At 65.2% G+C, this 18,541-nt stretch carries 14 protein-coding genes; 8 read left to right on the top strand and 6 right to left on the bottom strand.

Going from position 1 to position 18,541, the window contains the following annotated elements:
- Positions 1 to 328: 328 nt before the first annotated feature.
- From ABFD92_11370 to ABFD92_11350, 5 genes are all read left to right on the top strand, one after another.
- Positions 329 to 2,515 carry an NADH-quinone oxidoreductase subunit NuoF gene (locus ABFD92_11370; protein MEN6505133.1) on the top strand — a complete coding sequence of 729 codons (2,187 nt, stop codon included), beginning with the start codon at positions 329 to 331 and terminating at the stop codon, positions 2,513 to 2,515.
- Between the two features lie 19 nt (positions 2,516 to 2,534).
- Entirely contained in the window at positions 2,535 to 4,328 is a 1,794-nt protein-coding gene (locus ABFD92_11365; GenBank protein ID MEN6505132.1) for an NADH-dependent [FeFe] hydrogenase, group A6, read from the top strand.
- Positions 4,325 to 4,882: an NADH-quinone oxidoreductase subunit NuoE gene (nuoE, locus tag ABFD92_11360; GenBank protein MEN6505131.1), complete on the top strand. Its 558-nt coding sequence runs from the start codon at positions 4,325 to 4,327 to the stop codon at positions 4,880 to 4,882. Before ABFD92_11365 ends, nuoE begins: the two co-directional genes overlap by 4 nt.
- 238 nt (positions 4,883 to 5,120) lie before the next feature.
- The gene (locus ABFD92_11355; GenBank protein MEN6505130.1) at positions 5,121 to 5,306 is read left to right on the top strand and encodes a type II toxin-antitoxin system HicA family toxin; all 186 of its coding nucleotides are present in this window, start codon (positions 5,121 to 5,123) and stop codon (positions 5,304 to 5,306) included.
- Between the two features lie 2 nt (positions 5,307 to 5,308).
- Entirely contained in the window at positions 5,309 to 5,698 is a 390-nt protein-coding gene (locus ABFD92_11350; GenBank protein ID MEN6505129.1) for a hypothetical protein, read from the top strand.
- 362 nt (positions 5,699 to 6,060) lie between these two features.
- On the opposite strand, the gene ABFD92_11345 is transcribed toward ABFD92_11350, so the two are convergent.
- Both ABFD92_11345 and purM read right to left on the bottom strand, forming a co-directional pair.
- Complete coding sequence (locus tag ABFD92_11345) at positions 6,061 to 6,999, bottom strand: ribokinase (GenBank protein ID MEN6505128.1); 939 nt, start codon at positions 6,997 to 6,999, stop codon at positions 6,061 to 6,063.
- A gap of 180 nt (positions 7,000 to 7,179) precedes the next feature.
- The gene (purM, locus tag ABFD92_11340) at positions 7,180 to 8,253 is read right to left on the bottom strand and encodes a phosphoribosylformylglycinamidine cyclo-ligase (GenBank protein ID MEN6505127.1); all 1,074 of its coding nucleotides are present in this window, start codon (positions 8,251 to 8,253) and stop codon (positions 7,180 to 7,182) included.
- Between the two features lie 541 nt (positions 8,254 to 8,794).
- On the opposite strand from purM, the gene ABFD92_11335 reads away from it, so the two are divergent.
- The gene (locus ABFD92_11335; GenBank protein MEN6505126.1) at positions 8,795 to 11,200 is read left to right on the top strand and encodes a HEAT repeat domain-containing protein; all 2,406 of its coding nucleotides are present in this window, start codon (positions 8,795 to 8,797) and stop codon (positions 11,198 to 11,200) included.
- Between the two features lie 192 nt (positions 11,201 to 11,392).
- A complete protein-coding gene (gene ricT, locus ABFD92_11330; GenBank protein ID MEN6505125.1) occupies positions 11,393 to 13,348 on the top strand; it encodes a regulatory iron-sulfur-containing complex subunit RicT in 1,956 nt (651 codons plus the stop codon).
- A 20-nt stretch (positions 13,349 to 13,368) separates the two neighbouring features.
- On the opposite strand, the gene ABFD92_11325 is transcribed toward ricT, so the two are convergent.
- A complete protein-coding gene (locus ABFD92_11325) occupies positions 13,369 to 14,427 on the bottom strand; it encodes a radical SAM protein (GenBank protein ID MEN6505124.1) in 1,059 nt (352 codons plus the stop codon).
- A gap of 118 nt (positions 14,428 to 14,545) precedes the next feature.
- Between ABFD92_11325 and ABFD92_11320 the strand changes: the two genes are divergently transcribed.
- On the top strand, positions 14,546 to 15,664 hold the full coding sequence (locus ABFD92_11320; protein MEN6505123.1) for a DegT/DnrJ/EryC1/StrS family aminotransferase: 1,119 nt from the start codon (positions 14,546 to 14,548) through the stop codon (positions 15,662 to 15,664).
- 166 nt (positions 15,665 to 15,830) lie between these two features.
- Here ABFD92_11320 and ABFD92_11315 read toward each other — a convergent pair whose 3' ends face one another.
- The 3 genes from ABFD92_11315 to ABFD92_11305 are packed head-to-tail and all read right to left on the bottom strand — an operon-like array spanning position 15,831 to position 18,541.
- Positions 15,831 to 16,766 carry a glycosyltransferase family 9 protein gene (locus ABFD92_11315; protein MEN6505122.1) on the bottom strand — a complete coding sequence of 312 codons (936 nt, stop codon included), beginning with the start codon at positions 16,764 to 16,766 and terminating at the stop codon, positions 15,831 to 15,833.
- A 15-nt stretch (positions 16,767 to 16,781) separates the two neighbouring features.
- Positions 16,782 to 17,450, bottom strand: coding sequence for a methyltransferase domain-containing protein (locus ABFD92_11310; protein ID MEN6505121.1), 669 nt, complete (start codon positions 17,448 to 17,450; stop codon positions 16,782 to 16,784).
- A gap of 11 nt (positions 17,451 to 17,461) precedes the next feature.
- Positions 17,462 to 18,541 carry a radical SAM protein gene (locus ABFD92_11305; protein ID MEN6505120.1) on the bottom strand — a complete coding sequence of 360 codons (1,080 nt, stop codon included), beginning with the start codon at positions 18,539 to 18,541 and terminating at the stop codon, positions 17,462 to 17,464.

Below are 18,541 nucleotides of genomic sequence, written 5' to 3'. Positions count from 1 at the left end.
GGTGCCATGGCGGGCGTTTCTCACCCGCCATGTCTTGGACGACATGGCGGCTGGACAACGGCCGCCATGGCAGAGGGAACCAGGAGCAGGGACATACCGATAAACCGATCGTAAATCATAAGTCTGTGGTCACTTAAGCTAAGTGGCGACAGCCACTGCCCCGTCGCCATGGGGCTGCCTGTGAAATGTTTCACTCTGTGAAAGTTTTCACACTATCAGGTTGACATCTGCATGTTCGTAGGTTATCTATATGATCCACTCGATCGCCGAGCCCCTCAGCGGCTCGGCGAGACACACCGGAGATGCGATAAAGGAGCGCCTGACGTCCATGCCTAAGCAGTCGGTTTCAATACACTATCAAGCCCTGGTGGAGGAGTCCCGCAGGATTCTCGCCCAGCGCGATAGTGGCAACCTCATCCGAATCCAGGTTGGCTCGGCCACCTGCGAGGACGCCGCCGGGGCCAACGAAGTCTTTGACGAGTTCCGCAAGCACATTGAGGCCTCCGGACGCTCGGACATCCGCCTGCGCCGAACCGGCTGCACCGGTCGATGCAGTTGCGAGCCGATCGTCTCGCTGCTGGTGGCCGGCCAAGCTCCGGTGAAGTACGAGCGGGTGAATCGCGAGATAGTCCACCGCATCTTCACTCAGCACGTCATGGCAGGCAAGCCGCTGACGGAGGAAGTTCTGGACGTCGAGACCGCGGGGCTGCGGAAGTTCGAGTTCCTCTTCTGCTCCGGCGCCCGCTGCGGACGCAAGGTCCTGCCCGACCTGCCGGAACTGCTTGCCGCCAAGCTCAAGACCGCCGGCGTCAGCGAGCAAGACTACTGCATCGTCCATGCCAACTGTTTTGGCCTGTGCCCGGCGAACCATGAGGGAAACGCCGTTCACATGATGGTGCGGCCCTGGCAGGCAATTTACCGTCTGGCCAGCGAGGCAGACCTGGAGCGCGTGATCCGCCAGCAGGTTGTCGGCGGGCAGGTTGTGCAGGAGTTGGTCGTTCACGACCAGCCCATCAGCCAGCGGTTTTTCGCACTCTACGGAGACGTGGCGTTCTTCCATCGCCAGAGCCGCATCGCCCTGCGCAACAGCGGCCTGATCGACCCGGAAGACCTTTACGAATACGTGGCGGTCAAGGGTTTCGAGGCCGCCGCCGCAGTGCTCGGGCGGAACGATCCGCAGTGGGCGATCGAGCAGGTTTCCCAGGCGAAGCTTCGTGGGCGCGGCGGAGCGGGTTTCCCCACAGGCACCAAGTGGGCCAACGCGTCCAGGAGCCCTGAGACCACTCGCTACATCATCTGCAATGCCGACGAAGGCGACCCGGGCGCGTTCATGGACCGCAGCATGCTTGAAGGCGATCCCTTCAGCGTGATCGAGGGCATGATCATCGGCGGTTTTGCCATCGGCGCCCACCGAGGCTTCCTGTACGTGCGGGCCGAATACCCCATGGCCATCCGCCGCCTGGAGAACGCCATCGAGCTGTGCCGCAAGAACGGGCTGCTGGGCAAGAACATCCTCGGCAGCGGGTACGACCTGGACCTGGAGATTCGGCTGGGCGCCGGGGCGTTCGTCTGCGGCGAGGAGACAGCCCTGATCCACTCGATCGAAGGCCTGCGCGGCCAGCCGCGAGTGCGCCCGCCCTTCCCCAGCGAAGCAGGCCTGTGGGGCAAGCCCACCGTCATCAACAACGTCGAGACGTTCACCAACGTGCCGGTGGTGTTCCTGTACGGGCCGCAGTGGTTTGCCTCCCTGGGCACGCCCGCCAGCGGCGGCACGAAAGTCTTCGCGCTGGCCGGCAAGGTCAGCCACACCGGACTGGTCGAAGTGCCGATGGGAACCTCGCTGCGGCAGATCGTCTTTGATGTCGGCGGCGGCGTGCCCGGCGGCAAGAAGCTCAAGGCCATCCAGACCGGCGGCCCCGCCGGCGGATGTATTCCGGCACAGTTCCTCGACACGCCGGTCGACTTCGACACCCTGGGCAAGCTCGGTTCGATCATGGGATCGGGCGGCATGATCGTGATGGACGAAGATGACTGCATGGTCGACATCGCCAAGTTTTTCCTGGGCTTCACGGCAGACGAATCGTGCGGCAAATGCACGCCCTGCCGCGAAGGCACGCGGCGCATGCTTGAGATCGTCGAGCGCATTACTGAAGGCAAGGGCGTGATCGAAGACCTTGAAAAGCTCGAGCGGTTGGGCAAGCTCATCCGCAAGAGTTCGCTGTGCGGCCTGGGGCGGGCGGCGCCCAACCCGGTGCTCAGCACGCTCAAGTATTTCCGCCACGAGTACGAAGCACACATCCACCAGCGGCACTGCGCGGCGGGACGATGTGCAGCCCTGCTGCGGTACACCGTGGTGGTTGACAAGTGCGTGGGATGCACCGCCTGCGCCCGCAAGTGCCCGGCGGCGTGCATTACCGGTTCGTCCAAAAAGGTTCACCAGATCGATCAGCAGCGGTGCATTCGCTGCGGCGCATGCTTCAAAGCCTGCCGCTTCGATGCTATTGCCAGGGCCTGATCCAGCGGAATAAATACCCATGACACAAACCACTGAAACCAAAACGGTCACGTTCACCATCGACGGCCAGAAGGTCACCGTCCCGGCCGGCACGACCATCATGGAAGCGGCCGAGATGCTGGGGATCCGCATCCCGCGGCTGTGCTACCATCCGGACCTGAGCCTTTCGGGCTCCTGCCGCGTCTGCGTGGTCGACGTCGAAGAGATGGGCTACTACATGGCCGCCTGCGCCACCAAGGTCTGGGAGGGCATGATCGTACGGTCCAACTCGCCGGAGATCCGCCAGGCCCGTCGCGACATCGTCGAGCTGCTGCTGGACAATCATCCCAAGGAATGCCAGACCTGCGAACGCGACGGAAACTGCGAGCTGCAGAACCTGGCGTACTCGCTGGGCGTGAGGCACCGGATCTTCGAGGGAAGCCGCAAAGACTTCCCTTGCGACGACAGCGGCTCGGCCGTCGTCCGCGACCCCAACAAATGCATCCTCTGCGGGCGTTGCGTCCGCGTGTGCGACGAAGTGCAGGGCGTCCACAACCTCAGCCAGCAGGGCCGCGGGTTCCTCACGCGCGTCGCGCCCGCGCACGACGCCCCGATGGACGAATCGGTCTGCATCCAGTGCGGGCAGTGCATCAACGTGTGCCCCACCGCCGCGTTCCTCGAGCAGGACGCCACCGAGGCCGTCCTGGCGGCGCTGGCCGATCCGACCAAACACGTGGTGGTGCAGACGGCCCCGTCGATCCGTGCCGCCATCGGCGAAGGGTTCGGCCTGCCGCCGGGAACGCCTTCGACGTCCAAGATGGTCGCCGCCCTTCGGCGCCTGGGCTTTGAGGCTGTCTTCGACACCAACTTCACAGCCGACTTGACGATCATGGAAGAGTCCAATGAGTTCCTGCAGCGGCTGGCTGGCAATGGCCCGCTGCCGCTGCTGACGTCGTGCTCGCCGGGCTGGGTGAATTTTCTGGAGAAGTTTTACCCCGAGATGATTCCCAACGCCTCCACGTGCCGCTCGCCGATGGGCATGATGTCCGCCCTGCTCAAGACCTGGTACGCCAGGAAGATCGGCGTCGATCCCAAGGACATCTTTGTGGTGGCGGTCATGCCCTGCGTGGCCAAGAAGTTCGAGGCTCGCCGCCCCGAGCATTACCTCCAGGAAGGCATCCCGCTGACCGACGCGGTGCTGACCACGCGCGAGGCGATCTGGCTGATCAAGAGTTTCGGGATCGATTACTGGCAACTGCCCACGATGGAATTCTGGGAAATGCCCAAGGACACTTTCGATTCGCCGATGGGAGTCTCAAGCGGCGCCGGCGACATCTTCGGCACCACCGGCGGCGTCATGGAGGCGACTCTCCGCACCGCCATCGAGAAGATTACCGGCCAGCGCGCCGACAAGATCGAGTTCACTGAAGTCCGGGCGGTCGAGGGCCTGCGAGAGGCCACGCTATCGGTCGGCGGGCGCGAGGTGCGCCTGGCAGTGGCCAACGGCCTCAATAACGCCAAGATCGTGCTCGACAAGGTCCTGGCCGGCGAGAAGTACGACGTGATCGAAGTCATGGCCTGCCCCGGCGGATGCATCGGCGGCGGCGGTCAGCCGTACCCGCCCAAAGGCGTTAAGGTGCTCGATCCGGCCCTGCTGGCGCAGCGGGCGTCGGCCCTGTACAGCATCGACCAGGACAAGACGATGCGCCGCTCGCACGAGAATCCGGCCATCGCTGAACTTTACAGCGAGTTCCTGGGCCAGCCCGGAAGCGAAATCGCGCACACCCTGCTCCACACCCATTACAAGGCAAGGCTCCCACGAGGCATTCGATGAGTCACACCTGCACCTGCACCCATACCGATAACTGGAATGACGTTCGCGCCGCCGCCGAGGCCACCCTCGAGGCCGACATCGTCACGTACATCAGCCAGTGCGCCCAGAGCGACAGACCGCAGAGCCACCTGATCTCGATCCTCCATCGAGTCCAGGGACGCTACTCGTACCTGTCGCGGGAGCACATGGATGCGGTGGCCCAATTGCTGGGCGTGCCGACCTCCAGCGTCACCGGCGTGGCGACGTTCTACCACTTCTTCCGCCTCCAGCCGCAGGGGCGATACAAGGTCAGCGTCTGCCTGGGCACGGCCTGCTACGTCAAGGGCGCTCAGGCCATCGCCGACAGGCTGCGGGCCGAACTGGGCGTCGAATTCGGCCAGACCAGCGCCGACAACATGTTCACCCTCGAGCCAGCCCGCTGCCTGGGCACGTGCGGCTTGGCGCCGGTCATCATGATCGACGGCAACGTCCACGGACCCATCACGGCCGACCAGGTGCCCGCCACCTTGGAGAAATACCGCTTGGCGGCTACCCACGCAGCGGCGTCCGCTTGATAGGACGAAGAAGGCGCTATAACCTCCGCCTGACGGCGGAAGAAAAGGCCATCCTCAAATCCCGCAGCCGCCCCAAAGGCTTCCGCGGCATCGCTGATTACGTTCGCGCAACGGCTTTGATGGAAAAGTGACTAACATGGGATTGAACACTGGTCTGCGTTCGCCCAGGCAACTGCGGCAAGGCAGCACCCGATAGAAATGCTTTGTTCTCCTCGATATCCCACGCTATACTTCAATAATGGCAAGCGAAGTCCGATTCGCGGAAATCAAGAAGATGCTGGAACGGAAGGGTTACTTCCTGGAGCGGATTTCAGGCTCGCACCACATTTTCAAGAAACCCGGCGTCCGCAGCTTGCCCATCCCGGTGCATCGCGGCAAGGTGCATCCGGCTTACGTGCGGATGATACAAAAGCTGGAGGCATGACTATGGCAACCAAGACCAAGCTCAAATCAGTTCCGTTTGACGAATCCATTCTGGTCAGGGCCGAGCGCGTCGTGGATGCATATGACATCGTGATGCGCCGCGAGGGCGGCGACTGGGTCGGCCACGCGCTGGAATATCCCGAAGGCATCGGCGTCGGGAAGACCGTCGGCAAGTGCATGGAGGAAACGCGCAAGTCGCTCATCGCCGGCGTGGCCTCGATGCTGGAAGACGGCAACACGCCCCCTGTCCCGGCCCGCCAGAATGTTCGCTCCGAACAGGTCAATCTGCGTCTGACTCCGGAAGAAAAGGCCATCCTCGAATCCCGCAGCCGCACCAAAGGCTTCCGCGGCATCGCCGATTACGTTCGCGCAACTGCCCTGATGGAGAAGTGAGCAATATGGACGGGGTGCCACGCACAACTCCGTTGTGCGTGTCCCCGGGAACCTCGGGACATCGCAATCCTGAAGGTCGCTTCTGTTTCCCTTCAACGATCTTCTCAGGACCAGACACATTGGCACGCACAACGGAGTTGTGCGTGGCACCCGATCAGACGTGCAGTGTTCCTCCACTCTCTCTTGCCCCAGGATGCGCCGGACCTTCTGACTCGTCCATCGCTCCCACTCATAATTTGTGGAGACGATCGCGACTAAGAGTATGCTCAAGATGATCGCGCCGGCAATGATTCCAAGGGGCACCTCTACCATCTTCCGAGACGACTTTGGGCCGCAATCTCATATTACTCCCAGGGTACTTGCTACTTGTTGTTGTCGGCCATCAGGAGGCGGACTTCGTCGTAGGTGGGCAGGGCGGCGAGGGTGCCGATTCGGGTGCAGGCCAGGGCGCCGGCGGCGTTGGCCCATTTGGCGGCTGTGGCCAGGTCGTGCTTTCGGGCCAGGGCTACGACGAGCGCTCCGGTGAAGGCGTCGCCGGCGCCGCTGGTGTCGGCGATGTCGACCTTGTACGGCGGTACGCGTTCGAACTCGCCCCCGCCGGTGACGACCAGGCATCCGCGCGGGCCCAGTTTGAGCACGGCGGCCTGGGCGCCCTGGGCGATCAGGTCCAGCCCGATATTCATGTCGCCGCGCTCCTCGCCGGTCTGCTTGCCGGTGATCAGCTCGGCCTGGATCACGTTGGGGCAGATCACGTCCACGTGCGACAGCTCGCTGCACAGCCCCTGCATGCCCGGGGCAGGGTCCAGCACGATCGTGCAGCCGTGGCTGCGGGCGAGGTTGGCGGCCGCCCGAAGCGTCGGCAGGGGCAGCTCCAGTTGCAGCAGGACGATATCGGCGGTCTTGAACATATCCTCGTGCGTGAAGAGGTGGTCGTCGGCCGTCACGGCGGCGTTGGCGCCGGCCGAGACGATGCTGGTGTTCTCGCCCTTGGAATCCACCAGGATCACGGCCACGCCCGTGGGCAAGCCGGAACGGGTGCAGACGGCGGCGGTGTCGATTCCTTCTTCCTGCAGGGCGTCGATGAGCTGGCGCCCGAGCACGTCATCGCCCACGCAGCCGATGAGGCGGACCTGCCCGCCCATGCGGGCGGCGGCGGTGGCCTGGAGCAGCCCCTTGCCGCCGGGGCTGGTGACGAAGTTGGCGGCGCGGATGGTCTGCCCGACGGAAGGCAGGTGCGGGCAGTGCATGGCCATGTCCATGGCAATGGAACCGACGACCAGGATTTGCGGTTTGTCAGGCATGCTTTATTGTAGTGGTGAGTTGTGGGTGGTGAGTGGTGAGTGAGAAACTCCACAATCAGAACTTGCCACTTACCATTCGCGACTGGCCACTTTGTGCAGCATCCGAACAACAACCAAAGCGGCAGCTAAGGCTGCCGCACTCCATACTCACCACTCCGCACTCACCACTCACCGCTGCTTCTAAGACCACTGCAACTCGCTGGGGCCTTTTCGGACTCGACCGAGAATCCAGGGTCGTTCGCCCAGTGCGGCCAGGCGGTTCATGATCGGTTCGGCAAAGGCCGGCGAGACCACCAGGACGAACCCGACGCCCATGTTGAAGACGCGGAACATCTCCAGCGAATCGACCGGTCCGCGTTCGGCGATGAGACTGAAGATCGGCGGGACAGTCCAACTGTCGCGTTTGGCCCGGACGCCCAGGCCCGGCGGGATCACGCGCAGGAGGTTGCCCTCGATGCCCCCGCCGGTGATGTGCGCCAGCGCCTTGACGGGGCGCTTGACGCGGTAGCGGTGCAGGATGTCCAGCACGCTCTTGACGTAGATGCGCGTCGGGCGGAGCATCTCCTCGCCCACGCTGGCGCCGCCCAAAGCGGCCGGGCGATCGGTGAGCTTGAACTGCCCCTTGCCCAGAAGCACCTTGCGCGCCAGACCGTATCCGTTGGAGTGCAGCCCGCTGCTGGCCAGGGCGATAGCCACATCGCCGGCCTCGACGCGGCTGCCGTCGATGATGCTCTTGCGTTCGACGACGCCGACGGCGAAGCCCGCCAGGTCGAACTCCTTGGGCTTGTAGAAGGCGGGCATCTCGGCCGTTTCGCCGCCCAGCAGGGCGCAACTGGCCTGCATGCATCCGTCGACCATGCCGCGGACGATCGAGGCCATGCGCTGCGGATCGAGCTTGCCCACGCCCAGGTAATCGAGAAAGAACAGCGGTTCGCCGCCGGTGCAGATCAGGTCGTTGACGTTCATGGCCACCAGGTCCACCCCGACGGTGTCCAGCACGTTCATGCCCAGGGCGACTTTGAGCTTGGTGCCCACGCCGTCGGTGCAGGCCACCAGCACCGGGTCGCGGTAGTCGCGCTTGAGGAGGTCCTCCTGAAAGTCCAGGCTGAAGAGGCCGGCGAAGCCGCCGAAGCGGTCGAGCACGCGCGGGGTGTGCGTGCGCTTGACCAGCGGGGCGATCAGGTCGACCATTTCGTCGCCGGCGTCGATATCCACCCCGGCGGCTTTGTAGGTCATGGCGGCGGATGATGTCATGGCCAGTATGGTAGCAGTCGCGCGGGAGAATGCAACAGTGCAGCCGCTGTGAGTTGTGGGTTGTAAGGCGTGAATGGGACGGGCGGCGGTGACATGGCGAGACGCCTTGTTGTTTTTCGCGTTGCCTCCGCCGCGCGGGAAAAGTCGCGGCGAAGGCACCAAGTATTTATCAAAGCCGTTGTGCGGCTTTGATGAATACTTGCGATGAACAGGGGTACACGGCCCGAAATGAAGAAGTAATTCACACAACGAATTACTTCTTCATTTAGTGCCTCCGCCGCGACTTTTCCCTCCCCGTAGTGGGAATTCGCGTAACGCATGTAACCGCTACCGCCCCCATGGCACATATCCGGCGAGTACGATCTGTGGAGTCCCGAAAAAGGAGTCGCCGCGCGTGAATTCTGTGATTTTCCCCGCATTTGAGCTTCTTCTGCTGGCATTTGGCCAACGCCGACGGTACAGTAGGTCCAGAGGGCGGTTTATAAAAGGGATCCTTCTTTCCTCGGCGTGGCGGCCGAGGCCGAGGATGGGTGCTAGGGCGATGTACGAGCGAAACATCTGCATATTTCTGGTGAGCTGCCTGTTAGCCGCCGGTTCAGCCGGCGCCCAGAGCCCCCCAACGCCGCTGACCGATGCCCAGTCGCTGGAACTGTCCACCTACACCGCCCAGCTCAACGATCCCCAGCGCAGCGCCAGGACCAAGCAGGAAGCCGCTGCGCTGCTGCTGACGCGCAGCTATCCCCAGGCCGCCGAGGCGCTGCTGACCGTGCTGAAGAACAGTGCGAACCAGACGGCGCAGATCGCCATCGCGCAGGCGATTGCCGAGAATGGTCCGGCCCATCCGGACTTCATCGCGCCGCTGGTGTCGATGTTGACCGGGCAGGACGCGTCGGTGCGCGGCCCGGCGGCCAAGGCTTTGGCCACGTACCGCGCCAAAGGCGCCTCGGGCAAGTTGACGGCTATCGCCCTGGACGTCAAGCAGGACAGGCCCGTGCGGCAGGTGGCCACCGAGGCGATGGGCTCGCTGCTGGACAAGCAGACCGCCCAGGCCCTGATCACCCTGACCAACGACGACGATGCGGTGATCCGCGACGCGGCGATGCTGTCATTGGCGGCGATGACCAACAACCAGAGCCTGGGCAAGGATCGCGCCGCCTGGGCCGCCTGGTGGCAGCGAAACAAAGACAAAGACCCACTGCTGTGGCTCAACGAACTGGCCGACAGTCTCAGCCGCTCCAAGGCCGCCCTCGAAATCGAAAACGCCCAACTTCGCGAGCGCCTGACCAAGGCCATCACCGACCTGTACGAGACTGCCAGCCAGACCCAGCAGGAATCCATGCTGCTGTCGCTGCTGAGCGATCGGATGGCCGACGTTCGCCTGGCGGGGCTGACGCTGGCTGACCGCCGCGTCGCCGGCGGCAAGGAACTACCCGCCGCGGTGCGAAAGCGCATCAGCGGGATGCTGACCGACGCCACCGGCGAGGTGCGCCGCTCGGCGGCGCTGCTGGCGGCCCAGTTGGGCGAGGCGCAGATTCTCCCGACCCTGCTGACGCAACTGGACAGCGAGAAGGTCCAGACCGTGCGCCAGGGGCTGCTGACGGCGCTGGGGCGCCTGCGGGACCCCAAGGCCCTTCCAGCGGTCCTGAAGGAGATGGACTCCACGTACGAGCGGACGGTGATCGCCGCGGCCGGGGCACTGGCGCGAATCGCCGGCAGCCAGCCGCTCAACGGTCAGGAGCGCGCCACGGCAGTGGCCACGCTGCTGGCTCGGTATGACCAGGCCGACAAGGCCGACGACGGCGAAACGCTGCGCGAGGCACTGATCACGGCGATGGGACCGCTGAACGACCCGGCGGTCTGCAAGACCCTCGCTCGGGCGCTGAGCGACCGGGCGGCCACCGTCCGCCTGGCGGCGCTCAACGCGATGGCGCAACAGGGATTCAGCGACGGCGCCGAGACGATCGCCCCGTTGATGGGCGACAGCGACCGCGGCGTTCGTCGTGCGGCCATCCTCGCCCTGGGCACCCTGGGCGGGCAGAAGTATCTCGGCGCCATTTCGCAGCGTACGCGGGTGGAGACCGAAGACGACGCCGCCGTGCGCGACCAGGCCTGGTCGACCATGATGAGCCTGCTGTCCAAGGCCGACGTCGCAGTCCTGCGCGAGACGGCGACCGCCCTGGCCGCGCGCGAGGATGCCCTCGTCCAGCGCATCAAGGTGCTGGACATGCTGGTCCAGGCGCTGGTGGCGGCGAAGAGCCCGCAGGCCTGGGCGGTTCAACGCGAGATGGGCGAGGCGCTGATGAAGGCCTCCCGAGCCGCCGAAGCCGCCGTCGCCTTCGAGAAGGCGCACAAGGCGCTGCTGGCCGCCGGCGATGCCCAGGCCCGCCCCGCCTGGCGACAGTGGGTCGAGGCCATGATCCTCGCCGACGACGTCTCGGCGGTCAAGGCGATGGCCGAGCAGACCGACGCCGAGGCCTTCCAGGCGGCGCTGGAGCAGTTGAATCACCGCATGTCGGCCCTGAATGCCGACGGCAAGTTCGACCTGGTGGTGCTGCTGGCCCGCCAGGCGGTGGACCGCCTCGCCCAGCGCCTCACCAGCGAGCAGCTCAAGCGGATGCAGAATCTGCTGGCGCTGGCCTCGGCCAAGCAGCGCCTCGACGACCAGCAGCGCGTCCGTCAACTGCTGGGGCAAATGCTCGGCGGCGACGAGTCTGCGGCCAAGGCGGCGGAGGTCGAACTGCAGAACCTCGGACCGCGGGCGGTCAAACCGCTGGTTGAGGCGATGGCCAAATCCATCTCCGACGACGGCGCCAAGCCCGAATCGGAAAAGACGATCCTGGCGCTGCTGGCCCGCCTGGCGCCGCACCTCAAAGGCTACGACATCAAGGCCTCGCGCGCCGAGCGGCTCAAGGTCATCGACGGCTGGAAGACCCGCATCGGACCGTGACCGCCAAACTCCTGTTCCAATTTCCCCGCCACCCCGGTACAATGTCCCTGTCGCCGCTGCCGCGCTTGCGGGTGTTGCGACAATCGGCCTGGCCGATCAGCCCTTGCGGGCGTTTGAAACTCCGGCGACGGACCGGAGACTGGAACCGACTGTAACCGCGGGCCGCCGCGGCTGAAGATATTGGATTTTGCCATGTCCGATGCAACGGCTTCGACAGGCGATTCGCACGCGCCGCGCGGCGATCAGACCTCTGCCCCGCCCGATCAACCCGCCCAAACGCCCTCCCGCAGGCCTACGCTGCTGGAGGCGATGCTCGCCGGCGGGCTGCCCGCTGAAAGCGAAAACCAGCTTCTGCAGCCGCCGCCCGCGCCGCCCCAGGACGCCCCGCCCGACGCGGACAAGTCGTTTGAGGAACGGGTCAAGGAAGCGGCCATTCGCGCCCAGGCGGAGGCGGCCAACCGCCCCGACAACGCCGCGGACGAGCCGCTGATCGCTTTCGAAAACCTGCCCGAGATCTCGGACTCTCGACCGGCCCTGGCGGCCGTGGATATCCAGGAGGACGACATATTTCACGGCGAGGAGGAACCCCTGCCCACGCGGGACGCGGTCGAGGCGCCCGTCTCGGCGCCCGAGCCGCTGGTCGCGCCCGCGCCGGACCCGCTGTGGGAGCAAGACCCCGCCGCGCCGGTCCTGACGGCCGAGCAGATCAAGGCCCAGCAGCAGGACGCGGCCTGGGCGCAGCGTGCGAAGCTGGCGCAGGCGGCCAAACCGCGGACGAAGGTTCCGGCGATCATCGAAGGTCCGATGGTCGTGGTTCGGTTCGGGGTGATGCGGGGCGTCGGGCAGTTTCGTCACAATCTGTCGTCGCCGCCGCCGTGCGGGACGCGCGTGGTGATCCGGACGCCCCGGGGCATCGAGATCGGCGAGGTCACCGGGGCGGTCGTGCCCGAGGCCTCCGACGCGGCGCCCCAGACGCCGGGCGACCCGCCCGCCACCGCCCCTAAGGCCGCCGAATCCACTGAAGCCCCCGAGTACCGAGTCGATCCGGCGGCCCTGGAAGGTCTCTGCGGTCAGGGCTGCGGCGGTGGTCAGCACAGCCGTCGCGGCTGCATGACCCGGGCCGACCTCGCGGCGTACGTGGCTTTCCCAGGCGAGGAGTACGCGATTCCTGAGGAGGGGCGGGTGCTGCGCGTGGCCAACGCCCAGGACCTCGTCGACGCCCAGCGCATCAAGGACCTGTCCCGCCAGGAGGCGATCTTCTGCCGCGCCGAGGCCAGGAAGATGGGCCTGACGATGAAGATCGTCGGCGTCGATCACGTCCTCGGCGGCGACCGCATCATCTTCTACTTCACCTCCGAGCACCGCATCGACTTCCGCAAGCTCGTCCAGGCGCTGTCCGGCGAATACCACACCCGCATCGAAATGCGGCAGGTGGGCGCGCGCGACGAAGCGCGCCTGGTGGCCGATTACGAAAAGTGCGGCCAGCAGTGCTGCTGCCAGTCGTTCCTCAAGGAACTCAAGCCCGTCTCGATGCGCATGGCCAAGACGCAGAAGGCCTCGCTGGACCCGACGAAGATTTCCGGTCGCTGCGGCAGGCTCATGTGCTGCATGCGGTACGAGGACGATACGTATGAAGATCTGCGCAAGCTCCTGCCCAAGCGCAAGACCTTCGTCCGCACCGCGGAGGTGTTCGGCAAGGTGCTCGACGGGGAGATTCTCAGCCAGATGGTCCTGCTGGCGCTGGCCGACGGTACGCAGATCGCCGTGCCCAACGAGAGCATCATCGAACGCAACATGAAGGCCCCGCCCGAGGACCTGGCGCCGCGTCCGCAGTTGGGCCATGGGTCCGTGCGACGCCCGGGTCCAGGTTTGCCCGCCCGCGCCGCCGCGGCGCCGCGACCGGTCCCGCCGCCCCGCCCCGCACTGGCGCCGGCGCCGGCCGAAACGCAGCCCGCTGCCGCCCCGCGTCCCGCTCAAGGCGCCGAGGCGCCCGCGCCGGGCGCCGCCGACGGACAGGGCAAGAAGAAACGCCGTCGCCGTCGACGCAAAGGCAAGCCGGGTAATAATCCTCAAGGCGGCGGTCCGGCGGGCAACGCTCCCCCGCCGGCGCCTCAGGGCGGCGCGCCCGAGCAACCCGCGTCTGAATAACCTGGCGACCCCGCCGATTATCAAATGAAGTTGTCGTGAGGCCGCGGGTGCCGGAGGCGCCAGAGGTAGCGGTTGCACTCGTCCATGCGGCAGATGTCGCGGCAACCGTCGATGCTCATTTCATTAGCGATGTACGCCAACACCTGGCGTCGACGCGGACCCGTCCAGATCTCGCTCATCGTTTCCGCCTGGGCGTTGCCGATCAGGAACCGCTCGTCGCCGGCAAAAACATTGCACTCCCACACGTCGCCCGTGGCCGAGACGAATGACAGAAAGTGCGTCCCGTAGCAGCGGCGGTACGGCTTGGCGGCGCCGGCCTTGGACATCGACCCGCGGCGGTAGATCACCTTGAACCGCTCGTTCTGCAGCGACGCCAGCTCCTGGCCGAGGCTCTCGAAGCGGCTGTAGTCGACCTCCAGGCGCTGCGGGCGAAGGGGATGCTGCGAGTACGGCTTGACGCTGAAGTAGTCCACGCCGATGTCTTTGAGCCGACGCGCCAGGTCCACGGCGCCGTCGGCGTTGTCCTGCAGCAGCACGAGCTGGGCGCCGATCACCACGTCCAGCTTATCGCGGCGCTTACGCTCGACGGCCGCGGCGACATTACCCATCACCCGCTCGAACATCTCCGCCGATACGCCGTGGATGGCGGCATAATTCTCCGCGCTGCAACCGTTGATGGAAAACCGCACCCACTCCAGAGCGTCAATGATCTCCGTGCGATCGGCGGTCAGCGCCAGACCGTTGGTCGTCAGCGACGTGCTCATCCGTCTCGAGCAGTCGGCGATGATCTCTCCCGCGCGGCTGTGCAGCAGCGGTTCCCCATGCCCGCAGAACATCACGGACTTGTTGCCCAGGGCATGCAGGCCGTCGATGACCTTGTGCGCCAGGTCCACGTCGATGCGGTCGTGGCTCTTGTTGACCAGGTAATCGACCGCGCAGAACACGCAGCGGCAGTTGCACGAACTGCACAATTCCATCTCCGTGTAGAGCGGCCCGCGCGTACGGCCGGTCCTGAGCCATCGGGCCACCTCGGCGGGATGATACATCAGCTTCTGGTTGTCGAAGTTGGTGTCGAACATGGCAAGTCGATGCGGCCATTATAAGGCAAGGATCATCTGCGGCGGATGAAAACTCACGGGGATGAGCCCGGGAATTTCACCTGCCCGTAACCCCGCGGCGCCGGTAGAATGGCACTCGATGGAAACGCAGACAGTTCCCTGGTGGAAGACGGACCTGGGCGGTCCGGAGATCGAATCGGTCGCCGCGGCGATCCGCGGACGCCACATCAACGGCGGACCGGTCTGTCGCGAGCTGGAGGCGCGCCTGGCCGCACGCCTGGGCGTGCCGCACGTGACCGTCACCGGTAGCGGCAGCGCTGCGCTGCTGGCGGCGATCAAGGCCTGCGGCGTCGCCGCCGGCGACGAGGTCGTCATCCCCGCGCTGGGGTTTGTGGCCCCGGCCCATGCGGCGCTGCTGGCCGGGGCGACGGTTCGCCTGGCCGACGTTCGGGCCGACCGCCCGCTGGTCGACCCCGCCGCCGTTGCCGCAGCCGTCACGCCCCGCACCAAGGCCATCGTCGCGATTCACCTCGGCGGCGCGGCGTGCGACATCGACACCATCAAGAGTATCGCCGCGCCGCGCGGCATTGCCGTCATCGAAGACGCCGCCCAGGCGTTCGCCAGCGCCGGACCCTCCGGGCCGCTGGGCACGCTCGCTGACGCTGGGGCATTCTCGATGGGCATCACCAAGCTCATCACCAGCGGCGAGGGCGGGTTCGTCGCAACCGCCGACGACCGGCGGCACGAGCAGGCGCTGCGGTTCCGCAACCACGGCACCCTCGCCATCGCCGATAACGTCTTCCCCCAGCCGGGCTTCAACCTGCGCCTGACCGACATGCAAGCCGCCCTGGTGCTGCCTCAACTCGACCGCCTGGATGAACGCATCGCCGGCGTCACGCGGGTCTATGAGTTCTACCGCCGCGAATTGAAAGACCTGCATTACCTGCGCCTGATCGAGTCGAACATAGCCGGTGGCGAGGCGCCCCTGTGGACGCAAGTCCTCTGCGCCGACCGCCCGCGCGTGATGACGCTGCTGGCCGAGCAGGGCATCCAGACGCGGCCGTTCCATCCGCCGCTGAGCCTCTCGCCGCACCTGCAATGCCCGGGCGACTTCCCCCGCGCAGCGTTCTGGAGCGACGCAGGACTGATCCTCCCCAGCGGACCCGATCAACCGCCGCAGAACCTGGAGCGCACCGTCGGAGCCCTGCGCCGCATCGCAACGGCCATCACAGCCAAAGCCCCCTACGCCCTCCGGTAAGTGGCGAAATCGCCCTGCCGGAGGGATTGTCCGGTCTCCAGCAGCAGACAATGATGTTATTCTTATAACCTACTGCCAGTAAAGGTTTTATATAACACGCCTTTTTCTGAATCACTCAAAAACAGACAAAAATAGACAATTGTTTCCTTGGCAAGGCGTCTATTGATTACGGTTCCATCCACTGCGTGATCTGGTCGAAGACGCTCTGGGAGGACAGGGCGGCCATGCAGGTGTCGTCCTGCGCGGGAGCGGGCATGACCGAGACCGTCTTGGGCGCTGCCGGCGAGATCATCAACCGCAGATTCTCGCATGGCGATTGCTCGCTGGTAGGCGTAGGGCCGAACAAGGCCAACACTTTCTTGTTCATCGCGACGGCCAAGTAGAGACCCAGCGTATCCCCCGTCACCAGCATGCGGCAGGAATGGATCCAGTCCATGTACCCTTTGAGGTCGTTGAGGTGTTGCTGATAGCTGTAGGTGAAGCGGCCTTGGACGAGGCGCTCGAGTTCCTGCCATCGCCGCATCGGCCAGGCCTTCTGCGGAATGAGCTTGCCCACGTGCGTGTTGAACCCCAGGTCGTACTGCACCGGGCTGGCCGGGCGGTAACCCAGCACGTAGTTCTCGCCGTTCCACGTGGCGCCCAACAGCTTGTAAAGCACGTCAACCCAAGGGCGGTCGTTGAGCCGCTTTGCCGATTCGACCGTCGCCAGGGTAAATGCCTCGTGTGCCATCTCGAAGGCCTGGGCGTCGCCGCTTTCCTCGTCGAGGCGGAACCCAAACTTGCTCCAGGCCGAAACGCGGTTGACCAGCGAGCAAATGCCAGGAACCTTCTCAAGGTTGATCACCTTGTCGAACCGCTCGCTGAGCAACTGCAGCACGCTCAACAGGTCGAACGTCAGCAGGCGGTGGATGAGCGGGTTGCCCTCGAGCAATGGCACGGCCGCATGGTCCGTCAACCACGTGACGTGGTCGTCCTTGAACAGGTGCAGGATAGCCGTGGTTCGAAAGACGTCGCCGAGGCTGCATGTCTGCCCGACGATCGGCAGCAGCGTCTCGGAGTAGCCCAGCTTGACAATGAGAATCTTGCGTCGTTCGATGCTCATGAGACTCTTGCCGTCCTACTCGAAATAGATGAACGAATAATCGCCGCGATATCCAAGCCGCTCGAACAGCCACTGCCATTCCTGCGGCGTGAAGAAACACTCGCACGTAAGCTGCCAGTTCAGCAGGTTGTCTTTCTCCTGCTGATTGCGATACGACTCGACGACGACATAGCTGCCGCCGCCGGGAGCCTTGACCCGCTCGATCTCCCCCAGCGCCGCGGCCAGGTCGTAAATGTACAGATTGTGCAGCGTCGTGATCGAGATCACCAGGTCGAACCGCCCGTCTTCATAAGGCAGCGCCTGCGCCTGGCCCTGCGTCAGCAGCGGCTGCACTTCCTCCTTGGCGTTGGCGATCGCGTAGGCGGAGATGTCCAGGCCGCACACCTCCAGCCCCGGCAAGGCCGTCATCAGCTCGTACAGCAGGTAGCCCTTGCCGCAGCCGACGTCGAGCACGCGCTGGCCGGGCCTCAGGCCGTAGTGCCGAATCATCTCCGCCGCCACGCCCGCCCAGCGCCCGTCGTAGCGGAACCCGCCGTAACCATGCTTGCGGTCGCCGTCCCAGTAGTCGCGCCCGAACTGCCGCGCCACTTCGGCGCAGGCGGCCTTGTCGCCCCGCGCGACGCGCTCGAGATAGTTCCGTGAGGTCTTCTTGTGCAGCGACGAAATGAAATCCACGTAACCCATCGACTCTCCACTCAGACGAAATCCAGGTGTTCGGGGTCGGCCCCAAAGTAATCCAGCAGCGCCAGGTTCTTGCCCTCGGCCACGCAGTGGTGGCGGCAGTGGACGCTGGGGTTGATCGCCGCCAACTTCCGCCGCAGCCCCTCGCTTGACCACGCCTGGCGGAAGCTCTGATCGCGGATCGACCCCAGCAGCCCCGCCGCCGAGTATGCCTTGTCCTGGCAGGTGTAGAGGTTCAGGTCGGCCGCGATTACCGTCAGACACTGCGCGAACGGGCACGAGGTGTACGAGCGGGCAAACGATTCCTGGCGGCTGTCGGGGCGGTGAAACTTGTCGATCACCTCAAAACCGTCGCCAGCCAGTTCCGCCTGGCCTAACGCGATCTGCGCCTTGACCGACTCGAAAAACGGTTCCTGATAATGGGCGTTCTCATGCGGCTGCGTGCTGATGACCGCGCACGATACCTTCACGTGCTCGACGCCCAGGCCCTTGGCCATGCGGAGGAAATCGAGCACCTGCCGATTGTTCTCGCTGGTGACGATCAGGTTGAGCCCTATCGTACACGTGCGGCCGTCGATGCGGCAGAAATCGGCGATGTTGCCGCAGACGCGGTCGAACTCGCCGGCGCCGACGCCGCGGCTGGCGGCGTAAGTCCCGGCGTCGGCGGCGTCCATCGAGACGCGCACCCAGACGGCGCGGCGGGCGAGCAGGTCCGCCGCCTTGCCGGCCAACAGCGCCCCGTTGGTGAGCATGGCCACCTTCACGCCGCCGGCGGTAAGCTGCTCGATCGCCTCGACGATGTGCGGATACACCAGCGGCTCGCCGCCGCCGGTGAAGGTGACGGCCCGCACGCCCATGCCGGACAGGTCGGCGGCGATCTCAAGCATCTTGTCGCGCGGGATCTCGTCCTGCACGCGCATCAGTTCGCTCAGCAGCAGCGCCTCGCTGCGATAGCAGCAATAGTTGCAGCGGTGATTGCAGCGGTTGGTCGGCTTGAGGCGCACGTGAAGCGGCGCCGTCAACCGCCCGGCCTGCATGGCCGAGAGCTTCTGGTGAAAGTGAAAGATCTTCGCGTTGCTGTACACCTGTGACAT

This window comes from Planctomycetaceae bacterium, assembly GCA_039680605.1.
In the GTDB taxonomy this organism is placed as follows: domain Bacteria; phylum Planctomycetota; class Phycisphaerae; order SM23-33; family SM23-33; genus JAJFUU01.
The sequence above is the reverse complement of the archived record's forward strand: the minus strand, read 5'-3'. Positions and strand labels throughout refer to the sequence as shown.

Excerpts from the sequence above, each read along its gene's own strand:
- ABFD92_11370 (MEN6505133.1), top strand. The coding sequence starts at position 329 with ATGCCTAAGCAGTCGGTTTCAATACACTATCAAGCCCTGGTGGAGGAG.
- ABFD92_11365 (MEN6505132.1), top strand. The coding sequence starts at position 2,535 with ATGACACAAACCACTGAAACCAAAACGGTCACGTTCACCATCGACGGC.
- nuoE (MEN6505131.1), top strand. The coding sequence starts at position 4,325 with ATGAGTCACACCTGCACCTGCACCCATACCGATAACTGGAATGACGTT.
- ABFD92_11355 (MEN6505130.1), top strand. The coding sequence starts at position 5,121 with ATGGCAAGCGAAGTCCGATTCGCGGAAATCAAGAAGATGCTGGAACGG.
- ABFD92_11350 (MEN6505129.1), top strand. The coding sequence starts at position 5,309 with ATGGCAACCAAGACCAAGCTCAAATCAGTTCCGTTTGACGAATCCATT.
- ABFD92_11345 (MEN6505128.1), bottom strand. The coding sequence starts at position 6,999 with ATGCCTGACAAACCGCAAATCCTGGTCGTCGGTTCCATTGCCATGGAC.
- purM (MEN6505127.1), bottom strand. The coding sequence starts at position 8,253 with ATGACATCATCCGCCGCCATGACCTACAAAGCCGCCGGGGTGGATATC.
- ABFD92_11335 (MEN6505126.1), top strand. The coding sequence starts at position 8,795 with ATGTACGAGCGAAACATCTGCATATTTCTGGTGAGCTGCCTGTTAGCC.
- ricT (MEN6505125.1), top strand. The coding sequence starts at position 11,393 with ATGTCCGATGCAACGGCTTCGACAGGCGATTCGCACGCGCCGCGCGGC.
- ABFD92_11325 (MEN6505124.1), bottom strand. The coding sequence starts at position 14,427 with ATGTTCGACACCAACTTCGACAACCAGAAGCTGATGTATCATCCCGCC.
- ABFD92_11320 (MEN6505123.1), top strand. The coding sequence starts at position 14,546 with ATGGAAACGCAGACAGTTCCCTGGTGGAAGACGGACCTGGGCGGTCCG.
- ABFD92_11315 (MEN6505122.1), bottom strand. The coding sequence starts at position 16,766 with ATGAGCATCGAACGACGCAAGATTCTCATTGTCAAGCTGGGCTACTCC.
- ABFD92_11310 (MEN6505121.1), bottom strand. The coding sequence starts at position 17,450 with ATGGGTTACGTGGATTTCATTTCGTCGCTGCACAAGAAGACCTCACGG.
- ABFD92_11305 (MEN6505120.1), bottom strand. The coding sequence starts at position 18,541 with ATGTCACAGGTGTACAGCAACGCGAAGATCTTTCACTTTCACCAGAAG.